This is a genomic window from Seohaeicola saemankumensis, assembly GCF_021021435.1.
Taxonomy (GTDB): domain Bacteria; phylum Pseudomonadota; class Alphaproteobacteria; order Rhodobacterales; family Rhodobacteraceae; genus Seohaeicola.
Genome location: NZ_JAINWI010000019.1, coordinates 1 through 13,800, shown reverse-complemented (window position 1 = coordinate 13,800; position 13,800 = coordinate 1). Strand labels below are relative to the sequence as shown.

The following is a 13,800-nucleotide window of genomic DNA, read 5'->3' as shown; positions in this document are numbered from 1 at the left end:
CCCTTCTTCAATGTGATTTCTGCGAGTGTCCAGCGTGAAGCGGCACCTGGCCTGCCTGCGCATCGCCCTGACCGCCGCCGCTGGCGGACCCACTCTTGCCCGCACCAATACCTTCCAGCCGCGTTCGTTTCAGCAGCAGCGCGTTGACCGCCACCAGCGCGGAACTGCCCGACATGGCAAGTGCTGCCACGGCGGGGCTGATGATCAACGGATAAAACACCCCTGCCGCCATCGGAAAGGCGACCACGTTGTAAGCCACGGCCCAGAACAGGTTCTGGTGCATCTTGCGCAAGGTGGCGCGCGACAGCTCGATGGCTCCCACGACATCGTAGGGATCGCTTTTCATCAGCACGACATCGGCGCTTTCCATCGCCACGTCGGTGCCCGCACCGATGGCAAATCCGACATCGGCCTGGGTCAACGCGGGTGCGTCGTTGACACCGTCACCGACCATGCCGACCTTCTTACCCTGGGCCTGAAGCTCTTTGACCTTCTCGGCCTTTTGGCCCGGAAGAACATCTGCCAGCACAATGTCGATGCCCAGCTCGCCCGCGATCCGCCTTGCGGTACCTTCGTTGTCGCCGGTCAGCATCGCCACCTCGACGCCGCGTGCGCGCAGCTTGGCCACGGTGGCCTTGGCGCTCGGACGCGGTGCATCGGCAATAGCAATCAGGCCCAGCATCCGTCCGCCCTGCGCCACATGCACAACCGTGCGGCCCTCGCCCTTCAGGCGCTCGGCCTCCGCCGTCAGGGTGCCGACGTCGATACCCTCCTCGTCCATAAGGCGCCGATTGCCGACCAGCACGGTCTTACCTGCGACTTCGGCGCGTGCGCCGCGGCCTTCGAGGTTGAGAAACTCGGCCATCTGCGGGACGTCGAGGTCCGCAGCGCGTTCGACAATGGCGAGCGCCAGCGGGTGGTCCGAGCCGCGATCGACGGCCGCCGCAGCACGCAGCGCGTCATCTTCGGTGCTGTCCTCAGCAGCCACGACTTCGACCACGCGCGGTTCGCCCATCGTCAACGTGCCGGTCTTGTCGAAGATGATCACGTCAAGCTTTGTCGCGTCTTCCAGCGCACCCGCATTCTTGAACAGGATACCGTGCTGCGCCCCTAAGCCTGTGCCCACCATCACCGCCATCGGCGTAGCAAGCCCAAGCGCGTCCGGGCAGGCGATAACGAAGACGGTGATCGTCAGCGTCAGTGCGAACAAAAGCGGAGAGCCGATCCACCAGAACCAGACCGCGAAGGTTGCAAGTCCGATCACGACGGCGATCAGCACCAGCCATTGTGAGGCTTTGTCGGCCAGAAGCTGGGCGGGTGCCTTGGAGTTCTGCGCCTCCTGCACCAGCTTGACGATCTGCGCCAGCGCGGTGTCGGCCCCGACCTTGGTGGCGCGGTAACGGAAACTGCCGCTCTTGTTGATGGTGGCGCCAATCACGGTGTCGCCAACGGTCTTGTTGACCGGCATGGACTCGCCTGTCAGCATGGATTCGTCGACCAGTGATGCGCCTTCGACAACCTCGCCATCCACAGGGATCTTGTTGCCGGGCCGGATCAGCACGATCTCGCCCTCAAGTACTTCGGAGGTAGGCACCTCGACGTCTTGCCCGTCGCGGATAACGGTCGCCATCGGCGGCGCAAGATCGAGAAGCGCCCGGATCGCCGCCGAGGCCCCTGCCCGCGCGCGCATCTCCAGCCAGTGACCCAACAGGATGAACACCAGCAGCACCGCCACCGCCTCGTAGAATTGCACGCCCGGAAAGAAGAAGGTAGACCCGACGCTGAACACATAACCGGTGCCAACCGACAGCACGACCAGGACCGCCATGTTGAGGATGCCGTTGCGCAAGGCGCGCCAGGCGGCGACGAAGAACGGCCAGCTTGGCCAGATAATCGCGGCACTACCCAGGAAGAACAGCCACAGATCCAGTTCCAGCCCGAAGGGCGGCGCGGGTGGCGTGAACAGGCCACCCATTGGCGAATAAGTGAAGATCGGGATGGTGAACAGCAGCGCCACCCAGAAGCGGTTGCGCATGTCGCGGACCATGCTGGCCATGTCCATGCCACCGCCGTGGCCCATCTCGTGCGCCATCGCGTCGTGGCCAGCCGGGGCCTCTGCGCCAGACATTTGATGGTCGGCATGGCAGACATGGTTCGGAACCCGCTCCCCGGCGCAGTGGAATCCGCAGGCCTCAACCGTGTTGCGCAGCTCTTCCTCGCCCACTGCCGTCTCGTCGTATTGGACTGTCACGCTTTCCGATGCCGGGTTCGCTTCGGCTCTGTGCACTCCGTCGAGAGCTGACAAATGGCGTTCGACCGCGAGATGATCGAGTTCCTCGAACAGCCCGCGGACCTCAAGGGTCAATGATTTCATGTTGGCTCCTGTCCACTTTCCTTGCGATCGAGAACGACCGTTTAGGTAAATAGACGTTGCCCACTCTCTGACGTTACAACGTTGGTTGGCAAAAATCGTTACGGTTTGATTTTTTGGCGTGTTCCACCTTCTCGAGTAAGTGACCGAGATACGTCAGTTACAATTCATTTCGTAACGATATCCCTCGTTCAGCGTCTATTTCGATGCAGGGTTTAAGCGAACATGCGGCTGCTGTATGCGTTTTTCGAACATGAAGGCTGAACATTGACGGATTTCACGAAACCAGTCGGCAAGACGCACAAATCCTTTGCCCTCGTGTTAAGTGGTGGCGGGGCGAGAGGCCTGTCACACGCCGGTGTCCTACGCGCCCTCGTCGCAAGGGGCTATACCCCGAGCGCGATCGTAGGGGTGTCCATGGGTGCGGTCGTCGGCACCACATACGCCATGAACGACGATTGGTTCGACGCATTGGTCGCCATGGACACCAGCGGGTTTCCGGCAACCCCGGACTTTCGCTTGCCAGGTCTAACCGCTCGGATGAAAGGCCTTCGAACCGCTTTGCTTGCCGCGCGGGACATGTACTTCGGCTGGGGAGTTGGAGCGCCTGCCGAGACATGGGGCCGCAGCGTCCTGTCCAGTCTGACGCAAGGTAAAAATCTTGAGAATGGTCGCATCCCGATCTTTGTCTGCGCGACGGATATGCTGACCGGGAAACGTGTGGTTTTCGGCAAGGGGAATGCCACAGATTACATCTATGCAAGCGCGGCGCTCGCCGGAATATTGCCACCCCTGGTCGATGGACCGCATGTGCTGATGGACGGGGCTTACGCAGACATAGCGCCGGTCGACGTTGCGAGGGCTACAAGTGCCGAGATCGTGATCGCCGTCGACCCAAGCCAGCGCGAAAACACCATTGGCCCGAAAAACGGGATGCAGGCGATGCTGCGATCCATAGAAGTCTGCCAGTATGAACATGCACGGTTGCGGTTCGCGCAGGCGGATCTGGTGATCCGGCCTGAATTCGGACGGTCGATCGGCACACTTGAATTCGGTCTAAAGCGCCACTGTATCGCGGCTGGGGCCGTGGCCACCCGCCGCGCTTATGGTGATATCGAGACGCTGCTTAATCCCGGGAATGCGGAGCGAATGGCCGAGCCGCTGGCAGGCTAGGATAGCAAGATCACCACTTTGACCGACTGGCACAAAACCGCGCCTTAAGTCAGCCGGGAAACACTCCCGCAAATAGCCCCATCAGCGCCGTGACCAGCGCGGTCGCCCAGAGAACGACCAACAGCGGCGGCGCCATCTCAGTCCGGCCCGCATCGCCCTCGCGCGCCTGATACATCGACACCACTATGCGCAGATAGACCGCCAGCGCCAGCACACTGTTGAGGATGCCGATCACCGCCAGCCACAGATAGCCGGTCTCGATCGCGGCGCCGAACAGCAGCACCTTGCCGACAAAGCCGAAGAGCGGCGGAATGCCGGTGAGCGACAGCAGGAACACGACCATCGCCACGCCGACCACCGGTCGCGCGCGGCCGAACCCCTTGAAATCGTCCAGATTGCGGCCCGCGATCATTATGACTGCAAAGGCTCCCAGGTTCATCGCCACATAGGCCGCACCAAACACGATTACCGAAGGCAGGGCCAGCGCGCTGGTACCGAGCGCCACGATCCCCATCATGAAATAGCCCGCCTGCGCAACCGAAGAATAGGCCAGCAGCCGCACGGCATTGGTCTGCACCAGAGCCGCCAGATAGCCGAGTGTCATCGTCACTGCCGCGATCAGCGCGACGACGAACGGCCAGCCGGTGGCTACCGGCAGATCGCGCAGCACCTGCGCAAAGGCGAAGATCGCGGCAACCTTGGTGATGACCGACAGGAACGCCGCGACCGAGACCGGCGCGCCGTCATAGGCGTCCGGTGCCCAGAACTGGAACGGCACCAGCGCCGCCTTGTAGCCCAGCCCGATCAGCACCGCGACCAGCCCCGCCAGCGCGATCAGCGGCTTGCCATCGAGCGCCCCGAGCTCGGAAAAGAGCGTCGACCCGGCCCCACCGAACCAGAAGGTCAGCCCGTAGATCATCACCGATCCGGTGACGGCGCCGAACACCAGATATTTCATCGCCGCCTCGGTCGCGGCATCGTTGCGCGGCCAGGCCACCATCGCGAAGGAGCCGAGGCCCGTCAGGACCACGCCCAGGACCAGCAGCATCATGTCGCCACCGCCCGCCAGCATCAGCGCCCCCAGCGTCACCAGGCACAGCAGCACATAAACGCTGCCCTCGCGGTCCTTCCCGGCGATCTCGGCCCGCGTCATCAAAAGCGCCAGCGCGGTGCCCGGCAGCAAGATCAACTTGGCCCAGCCGGACAGCAGATCGACGCGGTAGGTGCCGCCAAAGACGCTGGTGTCGGCCTCCAGCAGCGGAAGGGTCAGCGCGGTGGACAGACCCAGCCCGATCAGCCCGAACGCCAACGCCAGACGGGGCGCGCGCAGCATCTCGGCCACCAGCATCAGCACGACAGTGGAGGCCAGCATCAGCTCGGGAAACAGAAAGGACAGGTCGCGCGCCATTAGAATTGCAGTGCCCGCATCGTCGCGTCGATCATGCCCAGCAACCAGGACGGCGCGACCCCGATAAGGATGATGAGGATGAGCAGCGGCACGACGGCCTGCATCTCGCCGCGGTCCAGATCGGGCATCGCCGCCCATTTCTCGTTCGGCTCGCCCAGAAATACCGCCGCGATCGCGCGCAGGTAAAGCCCCGCCGTCACCACAATGGCGATAATCGCCACGATGGCCCAGGGCTGAGCATTCAGCGTGGCCAGGAAGATCTGAAATTCAGCCGGGAAATGCGCCAACCCCGGCAGCCCGAGCGAGGCAAAGGCCGACAGCACGAAGGCCCAGCCCAGCCATGGCACCTGCCCCAGCAGCCCGCCGAACGCGGTCATCTCGCGTTCGTGGGCGCGCGACTGCAACATGCCGACGAGAAAGAACAACGCCCCGGTGACGACGCCGTGGCTGACCATCTGCAAGGTCGCACCATTGAGCGCGACCGCCCGCAAGTCAGGGTCCAGCGTCAGCGCCGCCACCGCGACGCCGATCACCACATAGCCCATGTGGTTCACCGACGTATAGGCGATCATCTTCTTCAGATCTGACTGCGCCAGCGCCACGAAGGCACCGTAAAGGGCGCTGAATACGCCAAAGGCCAGCACCACCTGACCGGCCTGCGCAAAGGCGTCGGGCGTCATCTGTAAGGCGAAACGCACAAGGCCGTATGTGCCGAATTTCAGCATCACCCCGGCGAGGATCACGCTGCCCACGGTCGGGGCCTGCACGTGGGCCGCGGGCAGCCAAGTATGCACTGGAAAGGACGGGATCTTGACCGCGAAGGTGAACAGCATCGCGATCAGCGCCAGCATCGCCGCCAGCCCAGTCAGTGGCGGCGCCTCGATCCACAGCCGCATGTCAAAACTTCCCGTGGCCAGATACAGCCCGATGATCGCCAGCAACAGCGGCAGCGAGCCTAGCAGCGTGTAGATGAAGAACATCAGCCCGGCGCGCTGGCGTTCTTCATAGCCCCAGCCGACGATCATGAAGTACATGCCGACCAGCGACACTTCAAAGAAGACGTAGAACAGGAGCGCGTCCAGCGCCGCGAAAGTGCCGATCGACGCGGTCTCCAGCATCAACATCAGCGCGACAAAGACCGCCGGGCGGTCGGTGATCCGCGCCGCATAGATTGCCGACAGGAAAAACAGCAGCGAGGTCAGCAGGATCAGCGGCAGGCTTAGCCCGTCGATGCCCAGCCGGTAGGCCGCGCCGATGGCCGGGATCCATGCGATCTCCTCGACCTGCGCGAAACCGCCTGGCAGCGTGCCCCGCGCCCAGATCGCCAGCGTCACCACGAAGGTCAGCCCGGTGGTGGCGATGGAAACGCCATGGGCGATGCGCGCCGACTTGTTTGGCAGGGCCATCAGCAGCACGCCACCAAGAAGCGGCAAAAAGACGGAGATCGAGAGAAGGGGCATGGCGGGGTCGTCTTTCTTCAGGAGGACATCGGTAAGATCAGCAGCACCGCCGCGATGACGGCAATGCCCATGACGGTCAGGGCGAGTTCGCGGTGGATGAGCCCGCTTTGCAGCAGGCGCAGGCGGCGGCCGGCGGCAATTGTCCGGTCGACAAGGCCGAAGATCAGCCCGTCGATGCCTTTTGTGTCGGTGGTCTCGGCGCTGTCACCCAGGCGCAGGTTCATCCGGCCCACCTGAAGGGTCGCGGCATAAAGCCGGTTGTCTGAACGCTCGGCACTGGATGCGGTGCCAAGGCTCAAGATCCGCACAAGGCCAAGTTGCGACGCCAGCAGACGCCGTTCGAAACCTTCACAGGCGGCGGCAAAAGCCAGCGACGGGCGCAGCACCAGCCCGTCCATACCGCCCGCGACGGCAAAGCCGCGCTGCGCCATCGGCAGAACCGGCCCCATCAGGCGGGCAGGTTGGATGAACCAGCCCAGCACCAGGCCGCTCAGCGCCGCCATAAGCCCGAGGATCATCGCGGTTCCTTCCGGCGGCAGTTCGGCCTCAAGCAGATGTTCCAGCGGCGTGAAGGCGAACCCAAGCCCCGCCGCCAGCGCCGTCAGCACCGCCATGCCCGCACCCATCCAGCCCATCCCCTTGCCCAGAACGGGCTGGGCCTCGCCCTGCCACAGCACCCGCAGCGCCCGCGCCATATAGGCCCCGGTCAGCACCGTGCCTGCCAGCGCCAGCGGCGCGAGCCATACGACCCCGGGGGCCGCCAGCGCGGCGGCAAGGATCGCGTCCTTGGAAAAGAACCCCGCCAGCGGCGGGATCCCCGCCAGCGCCAAAGCAGCAATGCCGAAAGCGGCCAGCACCAGCGGTCGTGCCCGGCCCGCGCCCGCGACCGCATCCATGTCGGTGCTGTCGCGATCATGCTGGAACACACCCGCCCCCAGAAAAAGCGTGCTCTTTATCGCCGCGTGGGCGATAAGGTGCAGCAGCGCCGCCACCGGCACCCCCGCGCCAATGGCCAGCAGCATCAGCCCGTACTGGCTGGAGGTCGAGGCGGCCAGCAGCCGCTTCAGGTCCCGCTCGGCCAGCGCGATCAGGCCGGCAACGACGGCGGTGACGCCGCCCACCAGCCCGACCGCAATCAGCGCGCCTGCGGGCAGCATCGGGGTCACGCGGATCAGCAGGATCGCCCCCGCCGCCACCAGAGTCGCGGAATGCAGCAAAGCGGAGACCGGCGTCGGGCCGGCCATGGCGCGCTGCAACCAGTCCTGCAACGGCACCTGCGCCGACTTGCCCATCGCGCCGATCAGCAACAGCAACCCGGCGACCAGTGCGGGCGTGCCGGTGATATCCAACGTGGCCGAGATTTCCGCGGTGCCGGCCCAGCCGATCAGCACGAAAATCCCCAGATAAAGCCCCAGATCGGCGCTGCGGGTATACAGAAACGCCCGCATCGCGGCACCGGGCACGCCGTCACGCCCATGCCAGAACCCGATCAGCAGATAGCTGGAAAAACCGATCAGTTCCCACGCCGCCAGCACGGTGATCCAGTCGCCCGCCAGAACCAGCGCCTGCATCGCGGCGACAAACAGCAGCAGGATCCCGAAAAAGCGCGGCTTCTCGGGGTCGCTGCGCATGTAACCGACAGCGTAGATCAGCACACTGGCCGCCACCGTCGCCACCATGGCCGAAAACACCGCCGTCAGCGGCGTCGCGACCAACCGCAGCGGCATCTGCGGCAGCCCCGGCAGGACTAGTTGCATGGTGCCACCGGAAACGATCCCCGCCAGCAACGCCATCGCCGCGACAAACCCAAGGCCGACGCCCGCCAGTGCAATCGCTTCGGGTGCGCGGCGCAGCACAAGCGCCGCGAGACCCGCCAGCAGCGGCGCAAGGATAATGAGCGCCAGCATCGTCATCCCTTCAACTCGCGCGCTTCTTCCATCTCAACCGACCCGCGCACCCGGAACCGCGCGATGGCGATGGCAAAGCCGACCGCCATTTCGACCGCCATCACCGCCATCACGATCAGCACGAACATCTGACCGGCCGGTTCATCGGGATGCAGATAGCGCCAGAAGGCCACCAGATTGACCAGTGCTGCGGCCAAAATCAGCTCGACCCCCATGATGATCATCACCAGGTTCGTCTGGCTCAGCGCGCCGTAAAGACCGATACCAAACAGCCCCGCGCCGACGCTGAGCGCGATCATCATCTCCACAATCATTTGCTCTGCTCCGCGTTGGGGACGATGGCCACCATCGTGGCCGCAACCATGGCCGTCAGGATGGTCAGCCCTGCCGACTGGAAGATGAACATTGACCGGCCCAGCAATTCGCGGCCCAGATCGGCGGCCTGTTCATGCGCACCCGGCACAGACAGGGCGACCGGACCCCAATCGGGCAGCCAGACCAGCAGCAGCGCCGCCAGCAGCCCAATGCCCCCGGCCCAGAGCGACAGGCGTTTCTGGTGGGTCATGTCCATTTTGCCCATGCCGCCGGGATCCATCATGAACATCACCATGAAAATCGCCATCACGCTCATTTCCGTGGCCATCATCATGATCTGCAACACGCCCAGAAACTCGGCCTGCATGACCAGAAACATCGCCCCTATCGCGGTTTGCGAAAACAGCAGCGCCAGCGCCGAGCGCACCATCGAATGGGTGCGGAAAACCACGACGCCGAACCACACCGCCGCGCCGCCGAAGAACGCCAAGAAGATCATCTGAACCGTCATATCGGCACCACCAGCGCGATCACGCCCACGACAAAGATATTGGCCAGCGCCAGCGAGATCCCCAGCTTCCAGCTCAGCGCCAGGTAACGCGCTTCGCGGATGCGCGGCATATAGCGCCCGACGCTCAGCATGGCCGCGGCCACGGCCAGGATCTTGATCGCGCTCCAGGCCCACGCGGGCAGCCACGGGCCCAGCCAGCCGCCCAGATAGAAGGTCACGGTCGCCCCCGCCAGCGCCAGGATAATGACCATCCGCGCCAGCCGCAGCACTGCCAGCCGCACGCCGGTATATTCCGCCTCGACCCCGCCGGCCAATTCGCCGGTCGCATCGGGCAGGTCCAGCGGCGGCAGCCAGGCCAGCCCCATCGCCGCCACGACGAACAGGACAAACCCCATCGGCTGGTACAGCACGTTCCAGAGCTGCGCCTGCGAGGCGACGATCTCAACCGTCGAGAGCGACTCCGCCCGCATGGCGACGGCGGTGATCGGCATCACGATCAGCATGGCATAGGCAATGAACTGGCCCAGGAACCGCCAGCCCGCGATCATGGCGTAGGCCCCGTTCGGCCCCCAGCCCGCCATGATCAGCGCCACCAGCACATAGGCCAGCGCAGCGTTCAAAAACAGCGCTCCGGTCGCCAGGTCGGTGATGATAAGCCCCGGCGCCAGCGGGATCACTGCCACCGCCATCAGCCCCGCCACCAAAAGCAGCACCGGCCCAAGCTCAAAGAACAACCGGTCAGATTTGCGCGCCAGCAGCGATTCCCGCCCCATAAGCGCCAAGGCGGCCCAGGCCGGACCGGTCAGGCTCAGGTGCCCATGCACGGCCCATCGTTCGATGACGGCCAGCGCATAGGCCCCGGCGGCGAGCGACAGGAGAACGACAAGAATGCTCATCCACGCACCTCCCAGGGCGACAGGTCGAGCGAGGCGACGGCGCTCAGGGCATCGCCCAGTTCCTGCTGCGCCGTCACCGTTTCGACAAGGGCGATGTTCACGTCTGTCGGCGTGTCGAGATCGGCCTCGACCACCTTGCCATTGGCCAGCTTCACGCGCAGCGACGCCGTGCCGCGCGGTGTTTCGATGCGAGCCTCGCCCTCGCCCGACACCCTGTCCACATCCGGCACCTGCGGCACAGCAATCATCCCGGCGGCCGCGATCAGGTCGAGGCTTTGGGCGATCTCGTCGCAGCGCAGCCGCAGCCGCGCCAGCGCATCGCCGCCGTTGCGGACGCGCATTTCGAACCCGAGATCCTTCAGCGTTGGATCACCCGTTCGGGCATCCGATCCGCCACCTCGCGCCCGGTCCACCGGGCCGCTGGCCGGGGCGTCATTGCCGATGCGCGCGATGCGTCTAAGCCGCATCCGCATCAGCGGGGCCGCCTGCACCCGGCGCGACAGCCGCCGGATCGCCCCAGCCTGCGTGGCAATCCCGGCAACGTCGGCACCTTGAACGGCCAGTTGCAACGCCCCAGCGCGCGCGGCGAGCCACAAAAAACCCGACTGAAGGCCGAACTCGGCCAGCCAGTTCAGGTGGCTGGCGATCCGCTCGCGTTCCACGGCGGCGGCGCGGCCACGGCGCGCGTCATGGTCGGGCTCGACGCCGGCGGCCACCTCAATCGCAGCGCAAGCCAGCGCGCGATAGGACACGCTGCTGAGCGGCATCATGGTGGCCAGACGCTCGACGAAATCGGCCACCCTCATCTGCGGCCCATCCATCAAATCCGTCGCGCCGACAAGGCTCGTGGCGTCGCTGGCCGCAACGGTATCGCCATCCAGCGTCAACGTCAGCCGCAGCCCAGCCGGCAGGCCGGGAAAGAACGGCCCGAACGGCACCTTGATCCAGTCCATCTGTAACCCGTCGCTGCTGCGCGGCTGGTCCTTGGTCATCTCGACCATCGACATGAAATGCGGCTCGATCCCGTCGATAGTGGCCTTGGAGTGGCCGCCATGTCCGGCATGCCCATCGTGGCCGGAATGGTCCTGCTGTTTGCCATGACCGCCGTGACCGCCATGCCCGTGACCGTGACCGGGACCGTGGCTTTCCACCTCCTCCGCCTTCACCAGGTTCATGCCGCATTTAGGGCACTTGCCCGGTGCATCGCTGATCACCTCGGGGTGCATCGGGCAACTATATGCCCCCGACCCGCCCGCCTTGTCGTCGTGACCGGCATGATCGCCATGCGCGGAGGGCGCGTGGCTTGCGTGCCCATGCCCATGCCCGTGACCGTGGCTTTCCACCTCCTCCGCCTTCGCCAGGTTCATGCCGCATTTGGGGCACTTGCCCGGTGCGTAGCTGATCACCTCGGGGTGCATCGGGCAAGTGTATGCCCCCGACCCGCCCGCGTCGTGAGCGTGGCCCGCATGTGCGTGATCGGCGGGGTTTGGCCTGTCCTCCCGGGGCATGTCGTGGCCACCGTGCCCACCATGTCCATCGGACGCTGTTTCGCGCGGCACCAACGTCATGCCACATTTGGGGCAGTCTCCGGGGGCGTCGCGGACGATTTCGGGGTGCATCGGGCAAGTGTATTCCACGCGCACCTCAAGAGCGGGGGCGTTAAACTCCCCGCTGTCAGCGCGAAACGCGCCCGCGGCGATCACGCGGCGCAGATCGGCCAGCCCGGCCCGTGTCAGCGGGGCCGACACGTCCGCATCGGGCAACGGGGCGATGTCGCCTGCGCCCAGTGCCAGGATCGCGCGGGGGCGCGGCATCTGCGCGTAGGTGACGGCGGCGGCATCGCGCAGACCGTCCGGAATCGGGCCGACGACGATGAGAACGTCGGCATGGCGCGGGGTGCCTACAACACGCAGGTGCGCATTGGCAAGGTCGATCCCCATCGACCGCGCGACAGACGGGCCGGGCAGCACAAAGGCCGTCAGATCGCGCGCCATGGCCGCCGCGACCGCCCGCCTGATCCCGTACATCGCGCCCTCTCGCGCCCCGGCTATGGTCATTGCCGCCTCAACGCGCCCTGGCTCCAGCCATAGAGCAGGCCCAGGAACAGGATTGAGAGGAAAACGCCCATGTCGAGCAATGCGATCAGCCCTTCTTCGCGGTAGACGACCGCCCACGGATACATGAACGCCATCTCCATGTCGAAGGCCAGAAACAGCAGCGCATAACCGGCATAGCGCGCATGATAGCGGACCCAGACCGGATCGCGCGACAAGGTACCGGCCGTGGCGGGCACGTCCTTGCCCGGTTCCGAGCGCGTGCGCCCGATGGCCCGGGCGAGCCCGTAAAGGCTTAGCACGAAACCGAACACACCGACACTCAGCCCGAAAAGGATCGCGTATTGGGAAAGCTCGCTCATCCGTGTTACCTCCTTCGGGTGCTCGACTCTCTAAAGTGTTAAGGGTTTAAGCAGAACGGCACAATCAAACTAACGCCAGCGGCCATGCTGCCGTTATGCACAGACGCTTTGAGCTGCGGATCATTACAGCTCTCCGAAAATTCCGGGCTTGGGACTTCAAGAACACAGGTCTCCAATTGGTTTCTTCCAATTGGGTGGCCGGTGATTTAGCGTTGCATGATTGACGATCCGAACAAACAGGACAGAGGGAAGTCAAATGTGCCTGTCCGCTCAAGTCAGCTTTGCCGCCAGTGTTTTTCTTGTTGGCGGCGGCACGGCCATTTCAATTGTGGCTTGGCGGCGCAACAAACGCTATCTCCCGCTTGCCCTGATGCCGCTTTTCGCCGGACTGCAGCAGTTTACCGAGGGTTTTGTCTGGGTCGGCATGAACGGAAACGATCCCCTGACGGTTTTGTGGGGGGCAATGGGGTTCATCTTTTTCACCTGGTTCATGTGGCCGATCTGGGTCCCCTTCTCGGTCTACGTGCTTGAACCGGACGACAGCCCCCGAAAGCGGTTGTTCCGCCTCATGGCGTTGATCGGGCTGGCTTTCGGACTGCTGCTTTACATACCGCACGGGCTAAACAGTGACATGGTGGTGGTCGAGGTCAACAATCAGTCTCTGGCCTATGAAAAATCCATGTGGCTGGATTTCATGATGCCACGCTGGCTGACTAATACAATCTATGTGACCCTTATCACCCTCCCGCCAGCGCTGTCGCATTACAAACACATGCGCCATTTCGCCCTGACGCTGGGGGCGGTGATCGTGGTCGATATCGCCTTCCTGCAATTCGCATATATTTCGTTTTTCTGCCTGCTGGCGGGTCTCGCAACGCTGCATCTGGTCTACATTATCCTGACTAATAAATGCGCCCGTGAGTGCCCTGAACTATTTGCCTGACGCCGCGGTGCCGACAAGCACATCCCTGTCCCATTCCCGGTATCCAATACGCTGAACCTCGCGCAGCGGTGACCGCGTGCCGTTCGCGGCGCCGGTGCGCAGTTCCACTTCCACCTCCATGATCCGGGCGGCCGCATAGGCCAGCATCTCGCGCACCAGATCCCTTTCGGCCTGCTTTTTGGTCAGACGAACAGCGCCATTCTCTCGTCGGTCATCGTTATTCCATCTGGTTCAGGGTTTCGTAGCCCAAAAAATTGGACGTTGGGCCAAGTAGAACCCGAACGCATGGTTGTTCGTACCCGACGGCATGGGCTGGCATCGGTGACTCGCCCCAAAGCACCATTCTTTGTCTTTGGCCCTAGCCCGGCTCTGATGATGTGACCGCCCCCCGACGGCATCA

Annotated in this window: 11 protein-coding genes and 1 pseudogene; 2 read left to right on the top strand and 10 right to left on the bottom strand. The window is 64.2% G+C overall.

The genetic code is table 11. The features are described from left to right. Nucleotides 1-7: 7 nt before the first annotated feature. Entirely contained in the window at nt 8-2,374 is a 2,367-nt protein-coding gene (locus tag K7H22_RS17025) for a heavy metal translocating P-type ATPase (RefSeq protein WP_230802080.1), read from the bottom strand. A gap of 315 nt (nt 2,375-2,689) precedes the next feature. Between K7H22_RS17025 and K7H22_RS17020 the strand changes: the two genes are divergently transcribed. After that, a complete protein-coding gene (locus K7H22_RS17020; protein ID WP_230802126.1) occupies nt 2,690-3,544 on the top strand; it encodes a patatin-like phospholipase family protein in 855 nt (284 codons plus the stop codon). A 49-nt stretch (nt 3,545-3,593) separates the two neighbouring features. On the opposite strand, the gene K7H22_RS17015 is transcribed toward K7H22_RS17020, so the two are convergent. From K7H22_RS17015 to K7H22_RS16980, 8 genes are read right to left on the bottom strand one after another with little or no spacing between them, the layout of a single operon-like run. Continuing rightward, nucleotides 3,594-4,952, bottom strand: a complete 1,359-nt coding sequence (locus K7H22_RS17015) for an NADH-quinone oxidoreductase subunit N (protein ID WP_230802079.1) — start codon at nt 4,950-4,952, stop codon at nt 3,594-3,596. Beyond that, entirely contained in the window at nt 4,952-6,412 is a 1,461-nt protein-coding gene (locus K7H22_RS17010; protein WP_139085412.1) for a complex I subunit 4 family protein, read from the bottom strand. The genes K7H22_RS17015 and K7H22_RS17010 overlap by 1 nt, the downstream gene beginning before the upstream one ends. Nucleotides 6,413-6,429: 17 nt before the next feature. After that, the gene (locus tag K7H22_RS17005; RefSeq protein WP_230802078.1) at nt 6,430-8,319 is read right to left on the bottom strand and encodes an NADH-quinone oxidoreductase subunit L; all 1,890 of its coding nucleotides are present in this window, start codon (nt 8,317-8,319) and stop codon (nt 6,430-6,432) included. Nucleotides 8,320-8,321: 2 nt separating this feature from the next. Then, complete coding sequence (nuoK, locus tag K7H22_RS17000) at nt 8,322-8,633, bottom strand: NADH-quinone oxidoreductase subunit NuoK (RefSeq protein ID WP_139085416.1); 312 nt, start codon at nt 8,631-8,633, stop codon at nt 8,322-8,324. After that, nucleotides 8,630-9,145 (bottom strand): NADH-quinone oxidoreductase subunit J, encoded by a 516-nt coding sequence (locus K7H22_RS16995; RefSeq protein ID WP_139085418.1) that lies wholly within the window; start codon nt 9,143-9,145, stop codon nt 8,630-8,632. The genes nuoK and K7H22_RS16995 overlap by 4 nt, the downstream gene beginning before the upstream one ends. Then, on the bottom strand, nt 9,142-10,041 hold the full coding sequence (locus K7H22_RS16990; RefSeq protein WP_139085420.1) for a complex I subunit 1/NuoH family protein: 900 nt from the start codon (nt 10,039-10,041) through the stop codon (nt 9,142-9,144). Before K7H22_RS16990 ends, K7H22_RS16995 begins: the two co-directional genes overlap by 4 nt. Beyond that, a complete protein-coding gene (locus K7H22_RS16985; RefSeq protein ID WP_230802077.1) occupies nt 10,038-12,098 on the bottom strand; it encodes a heavy metal-binding domain-containing protein in 2,061 nt (686 codons plus the stop codon). Before K7H22_RS16985 ends, K7H22_RS16990 begins: the two co-directional genes overlap by 4 nt. Beyond that, the gene (locus K7H22_RS16980) at nt 12,095-12,457 is read right to left on the bottom strand and encodes an NADH-quinone oxidoreductase subunit A (RefSeq protein WP_061979516.1); all 363 of its coding nucleotides are present in this window, start codon (nt 12,455-12,457) and stop codon (nt 12,095-12,097) included. The genes K7H22_RS16985 and K7H22_RS16980 overlap by 4 nt, the downstream gene beginning before the upstream one ends. 256 nt (nt 12,458-12,713) lie before the next feature. Between K7H22_RS16980 and K7H22_RS16975 the strand changes: the two genes are divergently transcribed. Beyond that, a complete protein-coding gene (locus K7H22_RS16975) occupies nt 12,714-13,400 on the top strand; it encodes a DUF6629 family protein (protein ID WP_230802076.1) in 687 nt (228 codons plus the stop codon). Here the strand turns inward: K7H22_RS16975 and K7H22_RS16970 are convergent. Next, nucleotides 13,401-13,615: pseudogene (locus K7H22_RS16970) on the bottom strand (IS256 family transposase); the annotation flags it as partial. Between the last annotated feature and the right edge of the window lie 185 nt (nt 13,616-13,800).

What these genes read in the sequence shown, in the direction of transcription:
- K7H22_RS17025 (WP_230802080.1), bottom strand. Translation starts at nt 2,374, where the DNA reads ATGAAATCATTGACCCTTGAGGTCCGCGGGCTGTTCGAGGAACTCGAT.
- K7H22_RS17015 (WP_230802079.1), bottom strand. Translation starts at nt 4,952, where the DNA reads ATGGCGCGCGACCTGTCCTTTCTGTTTCCCGAGCTGATGCTGGCCTCC.
- K7H22_RS17010 (WP_139085412.1), bottom strand. Translation starts at nt 6,412, where the DNA reads ATGCCCCTTCTCTCGATCTCCGTCTTTTTGCCGCTTCTTGGTGGCGTG.
- K7H22_RS17005 (WP_230802078.1), bottom strand. Translation starts at nt 8,319, where the DNA reads ATGCTGGCGCTCATTATCCTTGCGCCGCTGCTGGCGGGTCTCGCGGCG.
- nuoK (WP_139085416.1), bottom strand. Translation starts at nt 8,633, where the DNA reads ATGATTGTGGAGATGATGATCGCGCTCAGCGTCGGCGCGGGGCTGTTT.
- K7H22_RS16995 (WP_139085418.1), bottom strand. Translation starts at nt 9,145, where the DNA reads ATGACGGTTCAGATGATCTTCTTGGCGTTCTTCGGCGGCGCGGCGGTG.
- K7H22_RS16990 (WP_139085420.1), bottom strand. Translation starts at nt 10,041, where the DNA reads ATGAGCATTCTTGTCGTTCTCCTGTCGCTCGCCGCCGGGGCCTATGCG.
- K7H22_RS16985 (WP_230802077.1), bottom strand. Translation starts at nt 12,098, where the DNA reads ATGACCATAGCCGGGGCGCGAGAGGGCGCGATGTACGGGATCAGGCGG.
- K7H22_RS16980 (WP_061979516.1), bottom strand. Translation starts at nt 12,457, where the DNA reads ATGAGCGAGCTTTCCCAATACGCGATCCTTTTCGGGCTGAGTGTCGGT.
- K7H22_RS16975 (WP_230802076.1), top strand. Translation starts at nt 12,714, where the DNA reads ATGTGCCTGTCCGCTCAAGTCAGCTTTGCCGCCAGTGTTTTTCTTGTT.